Genomic DNA, 23480 nt, shown 5'->3' with positions numbered 1-23480 from the left:
TAACGTTTCAGTATGGTGATAATTCCTTGAATAGCATGTACCTAAGCCGTCTATAATGTTAATCTTGCCTCGTTATCAACATAGAGAATTAATCCATGAGCAAACTAACAGCTGATACTCAAGCAAATCTAGAACTTTTCGTTTCTGAAACACAAGAAACTAAACTGGTATGGGGCCTTCGCAATGAAGAAGGTTGGCTAGCATGTGACTCAAGTGAATTCGAAAGCAGCGAAGTGATGCCTTTTTGGTCTTCAAAAGAAGATGCTCAGACTCACAACGTTGAAGAGTGGGCTGACTTTGAAGTATTAGAAATTCCACTAGATATCTTTGTAGAAGATTGGTTACTGACTCTTGCTGAAGACGGCGTTCTTGTTGGTACTAACTGGAATGCAACATTAGAAGGCAAAGAACTTGAGCCTTCTGACCTAGCGAAATTATACATCTAATTTCCAATATCGGTCGTGCGAATTCGTACGGCCGATATACCTCTGATTACTCTCAATAAATTAGAGATCTCCCTCGCACAACCTCCTACTTATACCACCCAAAATTTGAACCAACATCAAATTAACCATAGAATATCGTTCTTTATCTGATTGATAGTCTCTTGTGATTCACTCCGTTTTTATTACCTTTCTACTCTGCATTAGTTTCAATTCTTACAGCCAAGTACCAACGTTAGATCGTGACCACAATTCATCAATCTATGCCTCCAATTTAGACGTCAACGCGACTCCAAATGCAGATTGGAACGCGCTTTATCTCTCCACTTTAAATCACTCCCCTGAGCGAGCATTAAACATGCTGCAAACACGTTATACGAGCTCAACAACATACGGGGATAAGCTTTACCTATCGTCTCTTCTATATCAATACATGAGCCACCGCGATCAACCATTCTATGGAATAGCTTCGAACGACAGTGAGTACCAAGCTATAGAAGAAGCGTTTATTTCTGCATTGATGAAAGACGGCCAAGGCCAATATGAAGAAGCGCAACAAGGCTTTTTAACCCTATTAGCCAAAATGCAATCGCGCAGTGATTTGACGGGAAGAGCGTTACTAAAGTACCAACTATGTCGATCTTTGAACGAGCAAGCAAAATACCATCAAGCAAACTATTACTGCTCTGCGCTTCAATCGGACTTACATGACATCGCAGATCCAGTCTTGCCTAAGTTTGGGACTTACCGAGTCATCGCCAACAATCACCATTTTCGTAGCGACTATCAAGCAGCCTTAAGCACCTATCTCGCACTGATCAACGTGTTCCCACAAGGGCATGATATTTCTGGTATCTATAACGATGTGGGTAATTTGCTCAAAGAGCTCAAGCAATACGATAAATCAGCGCAGTACCTAGAACAAGCGCTCGAACTCAGAGCCGATGCTTCAGATTTGATGAAAGCTCAAGTACATCATAGCTTGGCTGATTTGTATCTTAGTCAAGGTCAAAGTGACCTAGCGATTACCCACTTTAAGCAAGCCAAAGTACTGTTGAGTACTTCATCCCATAACTACGGCATCGCTCTGACAAACCTTGGTTTAGGCAAAGCCTACACACAAACCAACAACTATGATTTAGCGAGAGACTATTTAGTCGAGTCTCTGTCCGACTCCAACGCACTAAACAACGATGTCATTCGCATCAACGCCTACTTAGCGATCAGCGACATGTTCGAAGAAAGAAAACTAACGAAAGAGGCGCTGAATTATGCACAGCAAGCTTTAAAGTTGGCCGAGCAAGTCACAAGACATAAGTACATTGCCCAATCCCTTCTTCAGCTTTCTGACATTCATCAAGCTCTGAGCGATTACCAACAAGCGTTTTATTTTTACCAACGATACTCGTCGATACAGATGGAAGCCCGAGACATCGATAATCGATTAGCTTTTGAAGCACTAGACCTGACTCATGCTAAATATGAGCAACAACTAGAAAGCTCGTTCTTGGCCAATCAAGCACGAATTGACCGCTTTCAAATCGAGAAAATGGAACACCAGCGATTGATGTACAACATCCTTATTATTTTATTGCTGTGTACTGCAACCTTTACGATATTGGTGAACAAAACGGTTCGTGCGAAAGCGGCTGTTGACGCAATGACAAAAGCGTACGGCAGAACCGAGATAATACGAAGAATCAAACGAGTGAAGCGCTGTAAAGGCGCGTACAAGCAACACGTTCTGGTTTTGCTCGATTTAGATAAGTTCAAGAAGATTAACGATGAGTATGGGCACCCTACTGGTGATCGAGCACTTGTCCATATCAGTGAGCAAATAAGAAAGCACTTGATGAGTGGTGAATTGTTTGGCCGCTTAGGTGGTGAAGAGTTTCTTATCATGCTGACCGACACTAAACCTTCTGAAGTACGAGAGCGTGTTGAAGAGTTACACTACGCGATATCAAGCACTGTCTTCTTATCAGAAAGCAAAAAGCCACTTAATGTAACCGCGAGTTTTGCTTATCTAGCAACCTCAAACGCATTAAGTGACTTTGATGACTTGTACTCGGTTCTTGACCAAGCACTTTATCAAGCGAAGAGTAATGGCCGAAACTGCATCATCGATGCTTACAACGACCCGATCGACTTACCTGATATTATTTATTCTCAGCCTGTTTGCGAACCAACTCAGCCATAATGCCTTCGCGATCACCTAGGTAATCGTTAAGGCCAACTTTTCTTAGTTCACATGCAGGGCAATCACCGCAACCGTCGCCGATGAGGCCGTTGTAGCAAGTCAGGGTTTTATTACGAACAAGCTCAAGTGCTGAATACTGGTCGGCCATCGCCCATGTTTCAGCTTTGTTCAGCCACATCAGTGGGGTTTTGATATCAAGCTTCTTGTCCATGCCCTGTACAAGCGCAGAATTCATCGCTTTTACAAAATCATTGCGACAATCAGGATAGCCAGAGAAATCTGTTTCACACACACCAGTAATCACAGTTTCAGCACCGATTTGGTACGCGTAAATACCGGCCAGTGTTAAGAAAAGAATATTACGACCAGGAACGAACGAGTTTGGTAATCCATTCTCTTGTAGCTCGTGTGATACAGGGATGTCATCACGAGTTAGAGAGCTGATCGCCAGTTCATTCAACAGCGTCACATCCATTACTTTATGCGCTTTCACACCAAGCTCTTTTGACAATGACTCAGCCACTTCAATCTCTAACTTGTGGCGCTGGCCATAATCAAACGTGATCGCATGAACTTCATCATACTCTTTTAATGCTTGAACAAGACACGTTGTTGAGTCTTGACCACCACTGAATACTACAACTGCTTTTTTCATCTTAAATCCTTACGAAAATCTTCTACTAGCGACTTATCTAGGCCAGTAAACAAATGCAACCTACGCGATGCTCAAATACTTGTGAGTTTGGATTGATAAGCGCCAATTGCGCTCAATGCAGGTATCAATACAAAGTTGCGTCGCGCGATCTTTTTGGCTGATTGGCTGAAGTGCAATGACTGTATTTTCAGGAACATCGGCTCTAGCAATAAGAGCATCTAGTTGCTCGATATCTTTACCTGTACCAACAGGGTGTTTGATTTCATTCGCACGAACAAGTGCGCTATCAAGAATATCCAACTTGGCTTTCATCGCCACCTTTGGTGACACTGTAACCCAAGTACCACTTGTTGCTTTGACTTCTGATGTTCCGCTAGTCTCAATCTGACAGCGACAATCGTGTTGCTCAAATGCTTCAGTAAGAGGGACAAGATCATAAATGCACGGCTCACCACCGGTAATCACAATGTGCTTAGCCGTGTAACCTTGCTTGATGTATTCATTCACGATGCCTTGAGCATCAATTGCTGACCAAGTTGGTGAATCCTCTGTCTTAACCATAATATCGCCAAGGCTAGTTTCATCTTCAGGTAATGCTTCCCACGTCTGTTTGGTGTCACACCAAGAACAGCCTACTGGGCAAATTTGTAGACGAACAAAAACAGCAGGAACGCCGGTAAATACGCCCTCGCCCTGGATGGTTTCAAACATTTCATTAATCTTGTACAACTTACCCTCAGCTCAATCATTTGATGAAATTAATCAACCGCAGACCTTAAAGCACTTGCCCCTTTTGGTCAAACAAATGAGTACTGATAAATGAGTTGATCAAAGCCCTAGCCTGAACTTTCAAGTTCCCTTATCCTTTCGCCCATTAGATTTCGTTAGCTTTTATTTTTTAGTAAGGAACAACATGTACAAACTGATTGCTCTTGATATGGACGGCACACTGCTCAACAGTGAAAAAGTGATTTCTCAAGAGAACAAAGACGCAATTGCCAAAGCACGTGCAGCAGGTGTGAAAGTAGTTCTGGCTTCTGGTCGCCCTTTAGAAGGTATGCAGAGTAAGTTAGACGAGCTTTCAATCAACGGCGAAGATGACTTTGTGCTCTTCTACAACGGCTCTATGGTTCAAAACGTCTCTACAAAAGAACTCATTCATAGTGAAATCAGCAATGGTAAAGCCGCGAAAGAGATCGCAGCACTAGCTGAACAGCTTGGTGGTTATGTTCATGCATTCAGCAAGATTCATAGCTTAATCACCCCTGAAAACAATGAGTACACCGCTATTGAAGCGCGTATTAACGGCTTAGAGATTACCGAGTTCGACTTTTCTCAACTAGAAGACGACCACGAAATCATCAAAACTATGATTGTCGCTGAGCCAAGCAAACTCACCGAAATCATCAGCAAGTTACCACAAGAGCTTAAGACTCAGTTTACTATTGTGCAAAGTGCACCATTCTTCTTAGAGTTTTTAAACCCAAATTCAAACAAGGGTGTGGGTATTGAGGCTATTGCTAAACATTTGGGGGTTACTGCAGAAGAAGTGATCTGCATGGGCGATGCTGAAAACGATCACCATATGCTTGAATACGCGGGCATGGGTATCGCGATGGAAAACGCAATGGAAGAAACCAAGAAGCTTGCTGATTACATTACAGCAAGCAATGACGAGCACGGTGTAGCTGTCGCGATTGAAAAGTTTATCTTCAACTCGTAAGCACTAGATAGAGCCCTTTGCTTTATCTGACTCACCTAAATTACATTGATATAAAGAAGGCTGTGCATTGCACAGCCTTCTTTTTACATGAGTCGTTCCACTTATTATTGTCTAGCCCAAGGCAGACGAAATGCCACGACACCGATCAAAATCAAGATTGGAAAACGTAAGGTCTCGACAATAAAAGAAGCGATACCACTAAATGAGACGAAGCTGCCTGCCCAACTGATCAACAAATTGCCGGCAAGTAACATCACAATAACCCCAACCACGATCTTAAATGAGAACTGACCCACCAAAGGTTTTGAGTCCGTTAACGTTACTAAACATGCAATCGTCATCAAAATCGCCAACCAAAAAGTGAATGTCGGCAATGGCCAGATAACTGTCAGCACAATCGAAATCAAGCATAAGCCCCACCACACAGCTTTAGAACTTAGCAATACACTGATATCGACATCAGGTTTCGCGTCTAACCTCACGATATGCCACGTCGCTAATGCGCCCATAACGCCGCCCATCAGTACGTCACTAAAGAATGCACTGCCAGAGTATGACTTAAACAGCATGATCCAAAGTAAACCAACGACCACCATCGCGAGCGATTTTTGGTCAAACAAACGCTTTAGCTTCCAAAGAACTAACAAGGTTAAGCTAACCCACAAGGCGGCTAACAGACTTGGAAAGCTATACCCACTGCTCATCACCAATTTCAATGTTGGAAGGTAGGCATGTGGGCGTGGAAATCCAAAGCCTTGATGAGCAATTAAAGTCAGCAGAGTTACTGATATCAGCGTGAAACCAAATTTCAACGCGAAATTACGGCCAAAATGCCAGGCGACTAGCGGCAAGATAACGATAAAGATCCACGGCTTTGCTAATAAGTCTGTCAAAAGTACCGTATTAGCAAAAACATTCGGCAGGTTATCGAACGTGTTTTGAAGTGAAACAATCCCGTTCAATTCAACTTGATGAACTTTAGGAGCTGCGCCCACCAGCTCAGTCACGTAAGTCACCGGCTGATTTGTCGCGGATAGAAAGAACTCGTTAATCTCGGACCATTGTTCAGGGTAGCGATATTGGTTTGCTTCCAATTCCGTTGGCGGCAATAACATCGCACGACTCACTTCCACTCCATAATGAGGAGCGAACCAAATTGGTAGCTCAAAGCCACCTAACTCATTTCGAGCTTGGTAGCTGATCACTTCAGAATCAGAAATACAATCATACACAACGGCACTGTCGGTATAACCCAATACATCACCGACCGTAACGGATAAACCCGCCTCTTCCCAAGTTTCACGTTGTGCTGCAACCGCTGGCGGTTCACCAGAAACAACGGTACCACCCGGCAAAGATAAATGACCTGTGATCAATTCATCAACCAACACGATTTGGTTATCAGCACGTACTACACACAAAGCGCCCGCGATATGATCAGGCAAGGTGTTGTTAGCCCAAGCGGAAGTAGCACTCAAAAGAGACAAAATAAAAACTAATAAATATCGAATAACCAACGAATTTACCTAAAAATAAGAGAAGAAAGAGAAGACTGCTAATGCATCGAGCCTATTGTAATCAAACCCACACAAAATCGCTGTCTATGTTTTGTTCAAAGCCTTTCTCATCCATTGAATGTGAGGTGTGAACCCCATTTTTTGATAGAAGTCCTTGGCAGGTGAATTAAAGTCCCAAACCTCTACAAAAACCTGGGTGACACCATAGTCTTCAAAAGTAGATTCAACGCGATTAAACAACATTTGAGCCACATCCGCTTTTCGGTATTCTGGCAACACAAAAAGCTCATCGACACTGCCCATCTGAACCGGTTTACTCACGGTAGAAATAAGCTCACAAAAATGTCCCGAGATGAAGCCAACAATCAGCTCGCCTTTTAATGCCACATACACCAGACACTCAGGGTCATCTAAGTATCGTGCAATACTCTTTTCCTGTTCTATATCTTCCGCCGTTTTAAAATGTTCAGGACACGCAATATGATGATGGTGGTGAAGATCAAACATCAACTCATTCAGTTGCTCTAGATCGGTGTGCTTTGCAGCCCTTAAGGTGACATTCATGACAAGTACGCTTCTCAAACCCAATTGATAATTAAACTGAGTCTAGTTTACTTGCAGTGAGTATCTATACAAGTTATTGAATTAATTCGTTGTTTGAACTGCGTGTTTTAGATGCAAAAATGGCCACATAGAGTGACCATTTGTTTTGATTTGGATTGAACCGATGAAACGTGTATCGAAGCTCTCGCTTTATGCGCCGTTGTCTTCTTTCTCTTCATTGAGTTCAGCAAGCTGTTGTTCCAGTTCAATAAGCTTAATTTCCGCTTCCACTTCGGCAACTCGCTTTTCAGCGTCAGTACGATTATCTTGCGCTAAGCCGTCTGCCGTCACTTGAGTTCGCTGAGCATTTCGTGCGTCATCCGTATCTTTCATAGAACCCGCAACACCACCAGTCACACCACCTAACGCAGCGCCCTTAACGGCCAAGCTTGCGTCTCCAGTCAGCGCACCCGCTGTCGCTCCTATTAAAGCACCACCAATCGCACCACGATTACGCGCTGCGTTTTCATTTTCGTTGTCAGTTGCAGGAGATGCACAGCCAGAAAGAGTCACAATCAGTGTCGCTAAAAGGAAAGGTTTAGTGAATGTCATAGGAGTCTCGCTTAGTTCTTCGTTTGGAATGAAGCCATCTTAAATAGAACCGTTAACGAGATAAATAAAGCCAAGTTTAGACGATACATAATGTTCAGCTATGTATCATTCAACCAACACATCATTAGAGGATGACATATATCCCTTGATTGAACTCTGCCCATCAAAAATGAAACAACGAAAAAACAAAAAGCGACCAATAAGGTCGCCTCAATAACTCTTCTCTCTATAGCTTTTTAGTTCAACTTAGCCTTTGGACCAAAAATTCTGCATTTCGGCTGCGCTAACGGGTGGCCTTACACCGCAATCCCGATAATGGTTTTTATCACCTATACCCAGTATCTTGCCTTTTTCCTCATCAATCATAGCGGCGACTTGTACACCGTCTCCTTGGTGGCGAGTCAGCACCACGATTTCGCCCGCTCTTTGTGACTTCACCGCGCCTAAAATTTGATACTCGTAGCGGCCTTTTCTTGAATTGACGATCATCTTAGAGTTAATTGGATCAGCATCATACCCGACACCAATATCAAACACGGCTTGGTACAAATCGACACCTGTCTTGGAGACGCATTTAAATATCTTGGGATGGCTCAAAGGCTCTAGTAGTGCCCGACTCGCTTCATCCTTTGAAATACTGGCATTCGCAACGCCACTAACAAGTAAAGCAATCAACAAAAAGTAAGCTCGCATAAAAAGACCTCATTATTCGTATTTCATAATGAGGTCATAGTAAATGCGATGAATGGTGAGATGAATAAAGCCGAGTTTAGATAAAGCATCACGCTGAGTTATGCTTCAATAATCCAGAGCAAGCTCAATCTAAACCACCACACCAAAGCCAAGGTTCAACCTAGCGTTTACTTGCCGAGCTTTTCGGCAATTTCCGTTAAGCTTGTTGGATCATCAATCGTTGAAGGAACCACATACTGCTCGCCTTCTGCGATTTGTCGGATGGTTCTACGCAAGATCTTACCCGAGCGTGTCTTAGGTAACCTCTCTACCACCAAGGCTTGCTTAAAGCATGCAACCGCACCAATCTCGTTACGAACCTTACCCACTAACTCAGCTTGCAGTTCAATGCCATCGACTTTCACTCCATCTTTTAGCACGACCAAACCGAGTGGCAGTTGTCCTTTCAAGTCGTCGTGAATACCCACAACAGCACATTCAGCAATCGCAGGGTGACCACCCACGATCTCTTCCATTTCACCAGTAGACAATCGATGCCCAGCAACGTTAATAACATCATCAATACGCCCCATGATAAATAGGTAACCATCTTCATCGAGATAACCACCGTCACCAGAAACATAATAGCCCGGGAACTGACTCAAATAGCCGGATTCAAACCGATCATGATTGCGCCATACCGTGGGTAAACAACCAGGCGGCAATGGTCGTTTGAGTGCGACAAAACCTTGTTGATTCGTTTGTGCGATTTCACCCAACTCATTGAGGATCTCAACTTGATAACCCGGTACAGGTTTGGTTGAAGAACCCGCTTTCACAGGCAAAGACTCAAGTCCTGTAGGGTTCGCAGAGATAGCCCAACCCGTCTCCGTTTGCCACCAGTGGTCGATAACCGGTTTGCTGGTGTGAGATTCAACCCAGTCTAGTGTTGGCGGGTCTAAACGCTCTCCCGCCATGAAAATCGACTTGAGCGATGATAAGTCATACTTGGTGAGTAACTCGCCTTCGGGATCTTCTTTCTTGATGGCTCTAAACGCTGTTGGCGCGGAAAACAACACATCGACCTTGTACTCTTCGCACACACGCCAGAATGCCCCTGGATCTGGCGTTCTGACAGGCTTACCTTCAAACAGAATCGTCGTACAGCCATGAATCAATGGCGCATAAACAATATAGGAATGCCCAACCACCCAACCAACATCAGAGGCCGCCCAAAACACGCCGTCTTGTGGCATATCATAAATAGTGTTCATCGAATATTTCATCGCAACCGCATGGCCGCCATTATCACGGACAACACCCTTGGGTTTACCCGTCGTACCTGATGTATACAAAATATATAGAGGATCGGTTGCCAAAACAGGCACACACTCATGAGGCTCAGCGCCTGCAACGGCTTGTTGCCAATGCAAATCACGCTCATTGTTTAACTCTGCAAGACATTGCTCTCTTTGGAACACTACGACTTTTTCAGGCTTCCAACGGCTGTCCATGATGGCTCGGTCAACCATCGGTTTATACGGTAGAACTTTGTTGATTTCGATACCACATGAGGCAGTAATCAACACTTTAGGTTCAGCATCTTCAATTCGTACTGCAAGCTCATGCGGAGCAAATCCGCCAAACACCACAGAGTGCACCGCACCGAGTCGAGCACAGGCTAGCATTGCCATTGCAGCTTCAGGAATCATCGGCATGTAGATAACCACACGATCGCCTTTGGTTACACCCTGTTGTGCCAACATACCAGCGGTTTTAGCCACTTGCTCGCGCAGCTCATTGTAAGTGTAAGACGACTTGATACCCGTGACCGGTGAATCATAAATCAGCGCGACCTTATCACCACGGCCATGTTCACAATGATAATCCAACGCCAACCAGCAGGTATTCATCACCCCATCAGGAAACCAGCGCTCAATACCGTTATCGTCATTTTGTAATATCGTTTTTGGTGACTCAAACCAATCTATCGCTTGTGATTGTGTTTCCCAGAACGAATTGGGGTCTTCCCTCGCCCATTGATACTCGGTGATGTAATCTGTTTTTCTAGTCATTCGATTCGTAGCAGACATAGTGCCTCCTCCATGATTTATCCATTTTTCCAAGCGCCTAGCTTTTGGCCGTTCACTTGGGTGCACTCTTTTCTCAGCGTTGTGTTCGTGAATAGTCAACCGTTCACGACAATCGCTTTACTTAGGAAAAGGCACACGGATGGCACCTTCCATGATCACTCGGGCACTACGACTCATTATCGCCCTTTCTATTTTCCAACCGCTTTCGGTCTGCAAAGCTTTAGCTCCCACCTTTAAGGTTCCTGATGGATGACCAAAAGTCACAAAATCACGGGAGCCCTCACCGGCTGCTAAGTTCACTAACGTACCCGGAACACTCGCCGCTGAAGCAATGGCGACCGCAGCTGTGCCCATCATGGCGTGATGCAGTTGCCCCATAGACAAAGCTCGCACCAGAAGGTCGGTGTCGTCAGCTGATACCGATTTACCACTTGAAGCTTGGTACGCTTGGGGGTTAGCAACAAACGCGACTTTCGGTGTGTGTTGACGTAATTCCGCTTCTTCTAAGGAATCAATAAGCCCCATTGCAACTGCGCCATGTGCTCGGATGGATTCAAACAGTGCCAAGGCTTTTACATCACTGTTGATATCCGATTGAAGTTCAGTGCCTTGATAGCCCACAGATTCCGCATCAACAAAAATAGTCGGTATTCCAGCGTTGATGTACGTCGCTTTGATACAGCCCAGCTCAGGAACATCTAAGAAATCGACAACATTCCCTGTTGGAAACATAGAACCACTCGCGTCTGCTGGGTCTAGGAAATCAACCTGAATTTCAGCTGCTGGGAAAGTAACACCATCGAGTTCAAAATCACCCAATTCTTGGACTTCACCATTAACGATAGGCACGTGGACAATGATGGTTTTCTCTATGTTCACTTGCCATACTCGCACCTCGACCACACCGTTTTCTGGAATGCGATTCGAGTCGACTAAGCCACTATGAATAGCAAATGGACCAACCGCTGCAGAGAGATTTCCGCAATTGCCACTCCAATCGACAAACGGCTTGTCTATCGCCACTTGACCAAAGAGATAATCAACATCGTGATCGGCTTTACTGCTCTTCGAAACAATCACGGTTTTGCTGGTACTGGATGTTGCGCCTCCCATACCATCGGTTTGCTTGCCATACGGATCTGGACTGCCAATGACTCGCAGAAGTAATGCATCTCTCGCTTCTCCAGCAACTTGCGCTGAATCAGGTAAGTCATTCAAGCTAAAGAAGACACCTTTACTCGTTCCTCCCCGCATATAGGTTGCAGGCACCTTTATCTGTTTAGTGTTCATCACAAGCTCCTACTGGGCGAGAAAGTCTTTGGCGAAACGTTGCAACACGCCACCAGCACTGTACACATTCACTTCGTCTGCGGTATCTAGTCGGCAGGTTACTGGCACATCAAGTTTTTCACCGTTTTTACGAGTGATCACTAAAGCCAAATCAGAACCCGCTTCAATTTCGCCGTACACGTCGTAAAGCTCAGTGCCGTCCAGCTCTAAAGTATTTCGATCCGTTCCCGCTTTGAATTGCAGGGGCAACACGCCCATACCGACTAAGTTGGTTCTGTGGATTCGCTCAAACCCTTCAGCCACAATTACTTCAACACCCGCTAAGCGCACCCCTTTGGCCGCCCAGTCGCGTGATGAACCTTGTCCGTAATCCGCGCCAGCAACAACAATCAAAGGCTGTTTACGGTTCATGTAGGTTTCTATCGCTTCCCACATTCGCGTAACCTGTCCTTCTGGCTCAACTCGTGCCAATGAACCTTGTACGATTTCTCCAGCGTCTTTCACCATTTCATTAAACAGCTTCGGGTTGGCAAAGGTTGCTCGCTGCGCGGTTAAATGATCGCCTCGATGGGTCGCGTAAGAGTTAAAGTCCTCTTCCGGCACTTCCATTTTCGCCAAGTATTCACCTGCCGCACTCGAAGCGAGAATCGCATTTGAAGGCGATAGATGATCCGTGGTGATGTTGTCGCCAAGAATCGCTAACGGCCTCATACCTGAAAGGCTTCGTTCTCCCGCAAGAGCTCCTTCCCAATAAGGTGGCCTGCGAATATAAGTACTTTCAGGTCGCCAGTCATAAAGCGGCTCACTAGTAACTTGTTCCTCGTCTGGCTGGAACATCTTGATGTAGATTTGTTGAAATTGCTGAGGCTTAACATGCTCACCGACAACCGCATCAATTTCTGCATCACTTGGCCACAAATCACTTAAATGGATTGGATTGCCGTTATTGTCTGTACCTAGGCTGTCTTTTTCGATATCAAAGCGAATCGTACCCGCCAAGGCATAAGCAACCACCAATGGCGGTGACGCTAAAAACGCTTGTTTCGCATAAGGATGGATTCGACCATCGAAATTTCGATTCCCAGATAACACAGCGGTTGAATACAGGTCGCGGTCGATGATCTCTTGTTGGATTTTAGGATCCAACGCCCCACTCATTCCGTTACAGGTAGTGCACGCATAGCCGACGATACCGAAGCCTAATTGTTCAAGTTCAGGAAGCAAATCTGCCGATTCGAGATATAACTTGGCGACTTTTGAGCCTGGAGCGAATGACGTTTTCACCCAAGGCTTACGAACTAATCCAAGCTGATTAGCTTTCTTAGCCACCAATGCAGCGGCGACCACATTCCTTGGATTACTAGTATTGGTACAAGAGGTAATTGCTGCAATGATCACGGCACCATCTGGCATTTGGTCGTCGGAATATCGCTCAGCGTGCTGCTCTTTCCAAGATGCTTGACTGATTCCTTGCTTGGCAAGTTCGCTGGTTGGCAAACGGCGATGAGGGTTGGATGGCCCTGCAAGGTTGCGTTCAACTTTAGACAAATCAAACTCAAGCACACGTTCGTATTGAGCGGAATCTAAGTCATCAGCCCAAAGTCCGGTTTGTTTGGCGTAACACTCTACCAATTCAACCTGTTCAGGCTCTCGCCCTGTAAGCTTGAGGTATTGAATGGTCTGTTCATCGATGTAGAACATACCCGCTGTCGCACCATATTCTGGTGTCATGTTAGATATTGTTGCGCGGTCACCAATAGTCAGTGCACGAGCCCCTTCGCCAAAGAACTCCAAATAGCTTGAGACTACTCTCTGATTGCGAAGGAACTCAGTAATCGCAAGCACAATATCCGTTGCGGTTATCCCTTCTTGTCTTTGACCCGTTAACTTCACGCCAACGATGTCCGGTAAGCGCATCATAGAAGGACGACCCAACATCACCGTCTCAGCTTCCAAGCCACCAACACCAATCGCAATAACGCCCAGAGCATCAACGTGCGGTGTATGGCTGTCTGTACCAACACAGGTATCTGGGAACGCAATGCCTTCTTTAGATTGAATAACCGGAGACATTTTCTCCAAGTTAATCTGGTGCATGATCCCGTTACCCGCAGGAATTACACTCACGTTTTTAAACGCGGTTTTACACCATTCAATAAAGTGAAAACGGTCTTCGTTTCGACGCTCTTCAATGGCGCGGTTTTTATCAAACGCTTCACTATCAAAGCCTGCGTGTTCCACAGCTAAAGAGTGATCAACAATCAATTGAGTTTCGACCACTGGGTTTACCTTAGCAGGGTCGCCACCTTGGTCAGCAATTGCATCCCGTAAACCAGCTAAATCAACCAAAGCGGTTTGACCTAGAATGTCATGACACACGACACGTGCAGGATACCAAGGAAAATCTAGATCGCTCTTGCGTTCAATGATCTGCTTTAAGCTGTCTTCAAGGGTATCTGGATTACAGCGCCTTACCAATTGTTCCGCCAAGACTCGCGACGTATACGGCAAGGTTTTATAGCTGCCCGGAGATATCGATTCTATCGCCTCACAAGCGTCGAAATACTCTAAATGAGTACCTGGTAAAGGCTTACGGTACTGATTTCGTTCAAGGTTCTGGGTCCGTTCAATTTTCACATCAGACATACATCCACCATTATCTGTTAGATTCTATTCGTTGTTTCTTGAGGCCTTGTCATATGAAGACGGAAGTCACCTCAAGACATAAGTCGGCTCGTTATAGAGGGCTAACGTAGATGAATAGGTAGCCAGTCTTGATGCTCTGGGCCTGTGTAGTCTGCGCTTGGACGAATGATGCGATTGTTTTCTCTTTGTTCGAACACGTGCGCCGTCCAACCTGTGAGGCGGCTCATCACAAAAATTGGCGTGAACAGTTTGGTTGGGATATCCATGAAGTGATAAGCCGATGCATGGAAGAAGTCAGCGTTACAAAACAAGCCTTTCTCTCGCTTCATAACGGCTTCAACGCGCTCAGACACGGCATAAAGCTGTTCATCACCCACCTCTTGGGCAAGCTCTTTTGACCAGCGTTTGATTAAGGCGTTTCGTGGGTCGCTTTCACGATAAATGGCATGACCGAAGCCCATGATTTTGTCTTTATTAGCAAGCATCTTCATGATGTTCGCTTCAGCTTCATCGGCAGTTTTCCAATCTTGGATCATTTCCATCGCGGCTTCATTTGCACCGCCATGCAAAGGACCTCTCAATGTTCCGATCGCCGCTGTAACGCACGAATGAATATCCGACAAGGTTGAAGCACAAACACGAGCAGCAAAGGTTGAAGCGTTAAACTCATGTTCCGCGTAAAGGGTGAGCGAACAGTGCATCACCTTCTTATGGAGTTCACTTGGCGCCTTGTCTGTAAGCATCTTCAAGAAGTAGCCACCTAAACACTCTTCACTTTGATCTTCAGTATCAATTCGCACACCATCATGGCTAAAGCGGTACCAATAACAAATAATGGCAGGGAAAAGCGCAAGCATGCGTTCGGTCGCAGACAGTTGTTCAGAAAAGTCAGATTCTTGCTCTAAATTACCTAGCATTGAACAACCCGTTCTCATCACATCCATAGGATGAGCATCTGCAGGGATCAGTTCTAAGGCCGCTTTCAATGGCTGAGGTAAACCACGCAGGCCAACTAACAAGGCTTTGTATTCATCTAGCTCTTTTTCAGTGGGTAAGTGACCTCTTAGTAACAGGTGAGCCACTTCTTCAAACTGAGCGTGATTGGCAAGGTCAGTAATATCATAGCCACGATAAGTTAAACCCGTTCCTGACTGGCCTACGGTACATAGCGCGGTGGTTCCAGCACTTTGGCCACGTAGCCCTGCACCACCAATCGCAGGTGTACTGGTTGGTTTCGCGCTTTCATTCTTGTCTACGTTATTGTTCGCCTTTGACGCATTGTCGACAGTTGCTTTATCACTCAAAGATACAGACATGTTGAACTCCTTTTCTTTGTTAGCCGCCTGCACTCTTTGGTGCTGACTCTTTATATGTCCGACGCTTGTTTAAAATCGGAACTGGATATGGCGACTAACCATTTCACGTTATTGGATTAAGTTGATTTTTATTAATTAAAGTTGGATTTATTCTTCACTTGAAAACAACTGATCAAGCTTGTTCTCGTAATCGTGGTAATTCAGGTGCTCGTAGAGCTCTTTACGGGTTTGCATTGAATCCAGCAGAGCTTCTTGATTGCCTTCAACTAGCAAGTGCTTATAAACATTCTCTGCCGCTTTATTCATCGCACGGAACGCGCTCAATGGGTAAAGCACCATGTCGACACTTGATTGGGCTAACTCGTGACAGTTGTAGAGTGGTGTTTGGCCGAACTCAGTGATGTTGGCCAAGATAGGCACATGTTTACCCGTTGCTGATTTCAGCGCCGCTGAGAACTTCACGTATTGATCGAGTTGATTCATCGCTTCAGGGAAAATCATGTCTGCGCCCGCTTCAACACACGCAATTGCTCGTTCAATCGCACTGTCTATTCCTTCAACCGCCAATGCATCCGTACGCGCCATAATCACAAAGCTTTCGTCGGTTCTGGCATCGGTTGCCGCTTTCACTCTATCGACCATCTCTTGCTGACTAACAATTGCTTTATTTGGACGGTGACCACAGCGTTTCTGAGCCACCTGATCTTCCATGTGAATTGCCGCTGCTCCCGCCTTTTCCATCGCGCGAATCGTACGTGCGATATTGAACGCGCCACCGAAACCCGTGTCGATATCCACCAGCAAGGGCAAATCACACGCATTGGTAATACGTTCAACATCCACCAACACATCGTTTAGTGTGGTGATGCCTAAATCAGGCAAACCGTAAGACGCATTGGCGATGCCTCCACCAGACAAATAAATCGCCTGATGACCCAAGTTCTTTGCCATCATCGCGCAATACGGATTCACCGTACCGACGATCTGCAATGGATCGTTGTCTTTCACAGCTTGTCGGAACTTTGCTCCTGCTGATAACTTCATAATGACGCTCCCTGTTAATTGTTTATTTCTAATCTTTGTGACTACTGATATTTAGCTCTTGCCAACGCAGATCCGCAGGCAAATACCAGTCGCCTTTTAATCAAGATCTTTGGATTGAATTTGTTGTTCGATAAGTAGTCGACTGCCCGAGATGTGTCTTCGCATTAGCATTTCTGCTAGCTCTTCATCTCGGTTACGAATCGCTTGTAGGATATATTTGTGTTCATCTAGCGCCTCTTTTGGTCGAGACTGTGCTCTAGGTGATTGGTAGCGATACATGCGCAATAAGTGATAAAGCTCATCACACAACAACGAAATAAGTTTGCTATTGCGACTGGCTTTAATAATTCGGTAATGGAAATCGAAATCCCCATGTTGGTGGAAGTAGGAAGAACCTTCGACTTCATCGATGTGTTGGGAATGTGTCGACAATAAGCCTTCAAGCCCAATCAACTCTTCTTGCGTGATGTGTCTCGCCGCTAATCGAGCAGCCATGCCTTCTAATGCCTCTCGCACTGCGTAAAGCTCTAATAATTTGTCAGCCGAAAAGGTAATAACTCGCGCGCCAACATGAGTAATACGTTCAATTAGGCCAAGCCCTTCGACTCGCATTATCGCTTCACGTAATGGCCCTCGACTTACCTCGAAGCGTTTAGCCAGTTCAGGTTCCGAGATCTTACTGCCCGGTGGTAGTTCACCATTAACAATCGCTTCAACGAGGTATTCAGTCAGGCTTTCCGACTTGGTGTTTTCTTTGTCACTAACACGAGTTTTCGTGTTTGCACTTAAGGTGAGATCTTTTATCGCAGTATTCATATTCACGCTGCTCACTTCTGATTGTTGAACCTTAATTGTCAACAATTCCATAACATGAACATAAAATACACGATTAAATTGTCGACAATCAAGCAAATTGTCGACAATTTAGACTAAGGTAGTATTTTTATTAATCAGTCGAGAATTAGTAAAACGAAGCAGTAAAACGAAGCAGTAAAAGATTATAAATACATGTTATTCATTAACTTAAACAATGAAAGAGCCTGCCAAATTCTTACTTACCCTTAAATTGCTCGAAAACAATGTGTCGACAACTGATAGATCAACTTGTTAAACATAGATCCATTCATGTAGATCATGCGAACTCAACCAAGAAACAGATATCAACACCCCTCCTCTCCGTTTAACTCCAAACCACAGGTATAAAAAAGGCGCACTGATGTGCGCCTTTCATTCATCGAACTCGTTCTAACCAGCCAACCTTTGGTCAAGCAATCTGACAAGTGACCTCGAGGTATTTATTGATGTCGACAAAATCAATCTGTTCCGGTTTGAGATACTCTTCGGCATAACGAACATGCGTGCCACTGGTTAAGAACAATCTAAACAGTTCAATGTCGATATGCTCATCCAGCGCCATTTTGTGCATGATGTCGACAGCAACACTAATCGGCTTCGCTTTCTTGTAAGGTCGATCGGCAGCGGTTAACGCCTCAAAGATATCCGATATCACCAGGATACGTTCAGGGATTGAAAGATCATCAGCAGTCAGCTTCCTTGGGTAGCCTGTACCTTTAAGGGTTTCATGGTGAGTAGAAGCGTAACGAGGTACGCGGCTTAGCTCTTTCGGGAATGGCAGGTTTTCAAGCATCTTGATGGTGCCAAGCATGTGCTCATTTATCTTGAACCTGTCTTCAGCGGTCAATGTGCCTCGTGCAATGCTTAGGTTATAGACTTCACCTAAATTGTATAAGTGCTCAGGAACGTCCATTTTTATCTGATGTTTCGGGTCAAATTCTAATGGCCTATCTCTTTTCACGATATGCTCCGGCTTATCACTCAGAAGCGGCTCTGTCGCAGGCAAGCTTGAACTCGATACCCTATTCATCGCTTCAATTGGCGATAGGCCGAGTTGATCGTCGAAATTACGAGTCCAAATCGTTTCAGCAATAGAACGAATACGTGCGACCTTATCATCACTCATGAATTCACCACCCACGTTCGATGTCGCGATAAACGCAAAGTCATCTTGTAGTTGTTGCTTCGTCGCTGCGAGCTCATCAGTTATCTGTTGCGTGGGTAGTTTCCCTTCAAGTTGTTTTCTCAAAGCCACAATTTCAGCATCACGCCAAAGTACTTCAAATCGCGTTCTCACCTCGTGAATTCGGTTGTAGTTCGCTTCTAGCTTCGAACCTTTATCGACGATGTGCTCAGGTGTCGTGATCTTGCCACAATCATGAAGCCAAGCTGCAATCCTAAACTCACGGCGCTCATCATCATTCTCAAACTTAAAGTCTTTGAAGTGCTCAGATTGTGATTGTTCAGCCGCGTCAGCTAGCATCAAACCGAGTTCAGGCACACGATTACAATGCCCTGCCGTATAAGCGGATTTATCATCGATCGCTTGAGCGATGAGCTTGATAAACGACTCAACAAACGCCTCTTGAGTTTGCTCATGTTGCTTGAGTTCTGTCGACATCTCCTTGACTGCAACCGACAACTCCCATATTTCCTTAATTCGAGTATCCAGCACGGTCACGCTGTCATAATCACGCAGTTTAATCTTACTCGTCTCTGCTTTCAATTGACGAATAGGACGGACAATAGGCGCACCAAAGATCCAAGCTACAGGTAAGGTTAGGCTCATCAAAAGCACGGTCACGCCAATAGAGGTCGCCACTCGCTTGTTCACCGCACTGTAAATTTCCGCTTCTGGTATCGCTACTGCAAAATATTCAGAGTACTGCTCGCCAGTCTCAATCTTTTTCAGATATAAACGCTTAGCTTCTCCATTGAGCACAATCTTAACCATTTCGCCTTCGGTGGTCGCTGTCGCAGTTCTATCATAAAGCTCCGTATAAGGAATAGTTGTGCCTGTATTTAGGGCCGGATGTTGAAACCACTTTTGCGATAGTGCGGCTTTCTGTTCATCCGTTAATGCATTTATGGCTTGGTTGATGATTGGTAACAGCTGTTGATGTTTATTCTGTAGCACAATGTGGAACTGATTTGGATAGCTCGCTTTCAAGTCCGAGAGAGCTTCATTAACTTTGAGGTTTGCATGGAAAAACTTATCCAATGAAAATGAAAGTACGGGCTTAGCGTCCAGTACCGCAAAATATTCGCCATTCTCAACAGCATCCAATGCCGATTCCATGTCGGAAAACTCAACAAGATCGATATTTGGGAAGTCTATTCTCAACCGAGGTGTAATCGACCACCCTGATAGAATCGCGACTTTTTTACCTTCAAGTTCAGCGTAATTTGATAGGGTTTGGACGTCACCTCGAGTGACAACAGAGAAAGGCAGTTCATAGATAGCGTCAGTGTATAGACCTTTCACGCCGTTGCTTTCGTAGTTCTGAATTGAATGCAGGCCATCAATGCTTCCCTCTTGAAACTTGCCGGTTAACTCCGCCCACGAAAAGCCATCCACAAATTCAAACCTAACCCCGCTCATCTCACTGATCATTTTTAAGAGATCAATCGCGTAACCGTGTGGTTCTCCAGATACAGAGAAGTCCATCGGTCCCCAATCATTTTGATTAGAGAACAACAAAGGAGGTGTTTTTTCTATGATGACTTGTTGCTCATAAGACCAATTGATTTCATTAGCTTGAGGAAGTACTTGTGTCGTTTCAATATCGCGGTTAGACGCAATAATGTTGCCGGATTTGGAGTATAAGAAAGATTCAACCTGACTGTCTTCATCAAGATCCAACGCGCTCGCAGATAACTTACTTGCCAGAGATGACAAGACAATATCGATACCTATCACATGTTGGGTATCGCCAACAGCTTTTGATTCAAAGGCTAAAGAATAGGTTTGTCCGGTGATCTGGAGATGTTGGAAAAGGTAAGGTTGCGTTTTTTCAACCGTCTCTGTATTTGCGGATACGTACCAAGGCCTTGTCGTCGGAAAGTAATTGCTCGGTTCTGTCTTTGACTCTCTAAGGTTAAACTCAAGGTCATAGTATTTGGTCGTGCGGATACGGCTGGCTTCTCTGTCACTGATCTCAATAACAACCCAGCGATCTGAGCTATCAGCACCGATTTTATCTCTAACAAAAGGAGAAGATTCCAGATTTATGATTTGGAAGAAACGCTCGTTAGAAGAACCTATATAGATACTGTAAAACAGCGGATTGTCTTTTATCGCTTCAGAGAGGATTCCACGCGACTCTTCTCGAGAGATTTGATGGCTAATAGAGCGATGTACTGAAGAGAGTAAACGAGCGGTATTTATCGCATCAGAATCGACGTTACCGATATAGTCGCTTAAGTCCTGAGATACCATGGTCAACTTCGACAAGGTATGCTCCGTCGCCATTTTTTTACTGAAGTAATATTGAAGTGAAACTGCAACGATCGCAGTCAGCACCGTTGCAAGCAAAAACATCCCTCCAACGGTAAACCGTAACGAGATTTTTGTGTTCGTCATTATTCTATCCTTGAATAACCACTAGCCCAGAAATGTAACATGCTAGCAATATTTATATTATTACTACGGCATACTATCTCTAGCAACACATTATTCTATATATTATTTAAGATCTCCCTATATCCCCCTCTGCGTCGCAATAACCTCGTATTTAAATGACATTTAACAATATAAATCAGCAACTAATTACCATAATTAAATTGATGGTATTTGTTTTCATAAAATGGAAACACCTCACGCCTTTGTTATGATGCTTATTATATTATTTACTTTATGCTATAAATTTAGATATAAAGTTTTAACATCAAGTCAGTTCGTTAGTATCGACATAACCTTATGTCAGAACATCTTCGAGCATTATCAGGCGAGCCTATGACGGATAATTTCTCCCCTTCTGCCAGTACGATTGTGGCAAAAGATTCTAAAAGCAACGAGCATGCAGTCAGCGATTTTGCTATTTCTGAGTACTTATCGAAGCCTTTTAAAATCGAACTCACAGTCATTTCAAAGAACTTCGTTATCGATGACCAACTGGGCCAAAAACTCTCTATCACCCGCTTTGTTAATGACACCGATAACTTGACCGCTACGCGAGTATTCAACGGCATTGTTACACAAGTTCAACTGCTGGGTATGGACAGTAATCTGCAGTACTCTAGTTACCGTGTCACCCTAAGGCCATGGTTCTGGTTATTGAAACACACCCACTCTTTCCGTGTTTATCAAACCCAATCGACCAAAGACATCGTTTCAGATGTGCTAACCCAAGCTGGTTTCAGTGGCTCCTTTAAGGCTGGCACGATGCCCTCATCGAAACGTGAATATTGCGTTCAATACGATGAAAGCGACTTTGATTTTGTTACGCGCTTGTTGGCTGAGGAAGGCGTTCACTACTTTTTCCAGCACAGTGATTCCGATCATCTAATGATGCTTCAAGATGCGCAGAGCCCTTTTCAAAAGTCTGATGCCAGCAAACTCGACATGATTGAAGTTCCTTCAGGCAGTAATCCATTACTTGATAAATGGATGCCACAAAGCCAGTTTCATGGCGCCAGCATCGAATTAACGAGTTATGACTACTCACAGACTAAACTTGTGAGCAGTAAAGAGAAGAAATCCAGCCATACAATCGCTAACAACACCAAGTTAACGAAACAGTTTTACCCGAAACTTGGCATCACGGGTGGAATGGAAGATCTCGCCAGTAATCTAGTTAAGCGACGTATTGAGCAACTCGAGCAAAACTATCAAACTGTCGAAGCCGAAGCACAACACGATTCATTTGAATTAGGTACTTGGTTCTCACTGTCATCCCACTTAGACAAATCTCAACTCGGCGATTATCTGGTCACGGAACTCCACATTCGATACAGCACTGAAAACCATTGCGAGACACGCCTCACTCTACTTGATACTTCAATTCCTAATTACCCGACACCGCGAGATAAGGCCAGAATACACGGCCTACAAAGCGCAATTGTCGCAGGAAGCACCGCGGGTGAGATAAATCAAGATGACCAAGGCAGAGTTCGTATTCAGTTTCATTGGGATACGGAGGCCTCTGGTGACAAAACAAGTTGTTATGTGCGGGTCGCTCAGATGATGGCAGGCAGTGGTTATGGTGCTCAGTTTATCCCGAGAGTAGGACAAGAGGTTCTGGTCAGCTTTATTAATGGCGACCCAGACCAACCGATTATTACAGGAAGCGTCTACAACAGTAAAAATCCGCCGCCTTACAAAGAAGCGAACTCAACGAAAACAGGCATTAGCACTAAGTTAAGTGGATTGGCCAACGAGCTCTATTTCGATGATAAGAAAGACAATGAACTCTTGTATATGCACGCGACCAAAGACTTCACCAAAGAAGTCGAGAACAACCTGACTGAGACAATCAAAGGCGAACTGCTACAGAAAACAACCAAGCAAGTTACCGTCTCAACTGAAGATAACTACACACTGAGCTCAGACAAAGCGATCAGTGAGAAAGGTAAGTCCATCTCGCTAGAAGCCGATGACAAGATAGAACTGACGGTAGGATCGAGTAAGATCACCATGTCTTCATCTTCCATCAGTATTGAAGCCAGCAACATTGATATTAAAGCGAGCAGCGCGCTAAACCTCGAAGGGTTGAATGTGACGAGTAAGGCAACATCCGCCAATAAGATATCAGGTGTGACAACCGCTCTCGAAGCAACAAGCTCCAACAGTATCAAAGGACTCAGTGTCGCCATTAAAGCGGATACGACACTGTCAGCTGAAGGCTCATTAAGTGGGCTTTGTTGCGTAAT

17 protein-coding genes are annotated in these 23480 nt (G+C 44.7%); 4 read left to right on the top strand and 13 right to left on the bottom strand.

Going from position 1 to position 23480, the window contains the following annotated elements; genetic code table 11:
• Window positions 1-95 precede the first annotated feature (95 nt).
• Window positions 96-446 (top strand): DUF2750 domain-containing protein, encoded by a 351-nt coding sequence (locus BCT49_RS14440; RefSeq protein ID WP_010438559.1) that lies wholly within the window; start codon window positions 96-98, stop codon window positions 444-446.
• A 163-nt stretch (window positions 447-609) separates the two neighbouring features.
• Window positions 610-2643 carry a tetratricopeptide repeat-containing diguanylate cyclase gene (locus tag BCT49_RS14435; protein WP_102436097.1) on the top strand — a complete coding sequence of 678 codons (2034 nt, stop codon included), beginning with the start codon at window positions 610-612 and terminating at the stop codon, window positions 2641-2643.
• Here BCT49_RS14435 and queC read toward each other — a convergent pair.
• Both queC and queE read right to left on the bottom strand, forming a co-directional pair.
• The gene (queC, locus tag BCT49_RS14430) at window positions 2603-3298 is read right to left on the bottom strand and encodes a 7-cyano-7-deazaguanine synthase QueC (RefSeq protein ID WP_102436095.1); all 696 of its coding nucleotides are present in this window, start codon (window positions 3296-3298) and stop codon (window positions 2603-2605) included. The two genes, BCT49_RS14435 and queC, sit on opposite strands and share 41 nt — an antisense overlap.
• Window positions 3299-3358: 60 nt before the next feature.
• Complete coding sequence (queE, locus tag BCT49_RS14425) at window positions 3359-4009, bottom strand: 7-carboxy-7-deazaguanine synthase QueE (RefSeq protein WP_102436093.1); 651 nt, start codon at window positions 4007-4009, stop codon at window positions 3359-3361.
• 202 nt (window positions 4010-4211) lie between these two features.
• On the opposite strand from queE, the gene BCT49_RS14420 reads away from it, so the two are divergent.
• Window positions 4212-5021, top strand: a complete 810-nt coding sequence (locus BCT49_RS14420; protein WP_102436091.1) for a Cof-type HAD-IIB family hydrolase — start codon at window positions 4212-4214, stop codon at window positions 5019-5021.
• Between the two features lie 104 nt (window positions 5022-5125).
• On the opposite strand, the gene BCT49_RS14415 is transcribed toward BCT49_RS14420, so the two are convergent.
• The 11 genes from BCT49_RS14415 to BCT49_RS14365 form a co-directional block, all read right to left on the bottom strand.
• Window positions 5126-6538, bottom strand: a complete 1413-nt coding sequence (locus BCT49_RS14415) for a bifunctional NUDIX hydrolase/phosphatase PAP2 family protein (RefSeq protein WP_102436089.1) — start codon at window positions 6536-6538, stop codon at window positions 5126-5128.
• Between the two features lie 84 nt (window positions 6539-6622).
• Window positions 6623-7102 carry a GNAT family N-acetyltransferase gene (locus tag BCT49_RS14410; RefSeq protein WP_102436087.1) on the bottom strand — a complete coding sequence of 160 codons (480 nt, stop codon included), beginning with the start codon at window positions 7100-7102 and terminating at the stop codon, window positions 6623-6625.
• Window positions 7103-7291: 189 nt separating this feature from the next.
• Window positions 7292-7693, bottom strand: coding sequence for a glycine zipper domain-containing protein (locus tag BCT49_RS14405; RefSeq protein ID WP_102436085.1), 402 nt, complete (start codon window positions 7691-7693; stop codon window positions 7292-7294).
• A 246-nt stretch (window positions 7694-7939) separates the two neighbouring features.
• Entirely contained in the window at window positions 7940-8386 is a 447-nt protein-coding gene (locus tag BCT49_RS14400) for a hypothetical protein (protein WP_102436083.1), read from the bottom strand.
• Between the two features lie 167 nt (window positions 8387-8553).
• Window positions 8554-10458 carry a propionyl-CoA synthetase gene (locus BCT49_RS14395; protein ID WP_102436081.1) on the bottom strand — a complete coding sequence of 635 codons (1905 nt, stop codon included), beginning with the start codon at window positions 10456-10458 and terminating at the stop codon, window positions 8554-8556.
• A gap of 117 nt (window positions 10459-10575) precedes the next feature.
• Window positions 10576-11748, bottom strand: coding sequence for a 2-methylaconitate cis-trans isomerase PrpF (gene prpF, locus BCT49_RS14390; protein ID WP_102436079.1), 1173 nt, complete (start codon window positions 11746-11748; stop codon window positions 10576-10578).
• Window positions 11749-11757: 9 nt separating this feature from the next.
• The gene (gene acnD, locus BCT49_RS14385) at window positions 11758-14394 is read right to left on the bottom strand and encodes a Fe/S-dependent 2-methylisocitrate dehydratase AcnD (protein WP_102436077.1); all 2637 of its coding nucleotides are present in this window, start codon (window positions 14392-14394) and stop codon (window positions 11758-11760) included.
• A gap of 101 nt (window positions 14395-14495) precedes the next feature.
• Window positions 14496-15710, bottom strand: coding sequence for a bifunctional 2-methylcitrate synthase/citrate synthase (prpC, locus tag BCT49_RS14380; RefSeq protein WP_102436075.1), 1215 nt, complete (start codon window positions 15708-15710; stop codon window positions 14496-14498).
• A gap of 147 nt (window positions 15711-15857) precedes the next feature.
• Window positions 15858-16754, bottom strand: coding sequence for a methylisocitrate lyase (prpB, locus tag BCT49_RS14375; RefSeq protein ID WP_102436073.1), 897 nt, complete (start codon window positions 16752-16754; stop codon window positions 15858-15860).
• A 96-nt stretch (window positions 16755-16850) separates the two neighbouring features.
• Entirely contained in the window at window positions 16851-17570 is a 720-nt protein-coding gene (locus tag BCT49_RS14370; RefSeq protein WP_102436105.1) for a GntR family transcriptional regulator, read from the bottom strand.
• A 448-nt stretch (window positions 17571-18018) separates the two neighbouring features.
• Window positions 18019-21192 carry an HD domain-containing phosphohydrolase gene (locus tag BCT49_RS14365; protein ID WP_102436072.1) on the bottom strand — a complete coding sequence of 1058 codons (3174 nt, stop codon included), beginning with the start codon at window positions 21190-21192 and terminating at the stop codon, window positions 18019-18021.
• A 372-nt stretch (window positions 21193-21564) separates the two neighbouring features.
• Here BCT49_RS14365 and BCT49_RS14360 point away from each other — a divergent pair.
• Window positions 21565-23480, top strand: a 1916-nt coding sequence (locus BCT49_RS14360) for a type VI secretion system Vgr family protein (protein WP_102436070.1), incomplete at its 3' end; no start/stop codon positions are given.

Origin of the sequence: Vibrio lentus (assembly GCF_002875945.1) — a bacterium.
Lineage (GTDB): Bacteria > Pseudomonadota > Gammaproteobacteria > Enterobacterales > Vibrionaceae > Vibrio > Vibrio apostichopi.
This window is presented reverse-complemented; position numbering and strand designations above follow the sequence as displayed.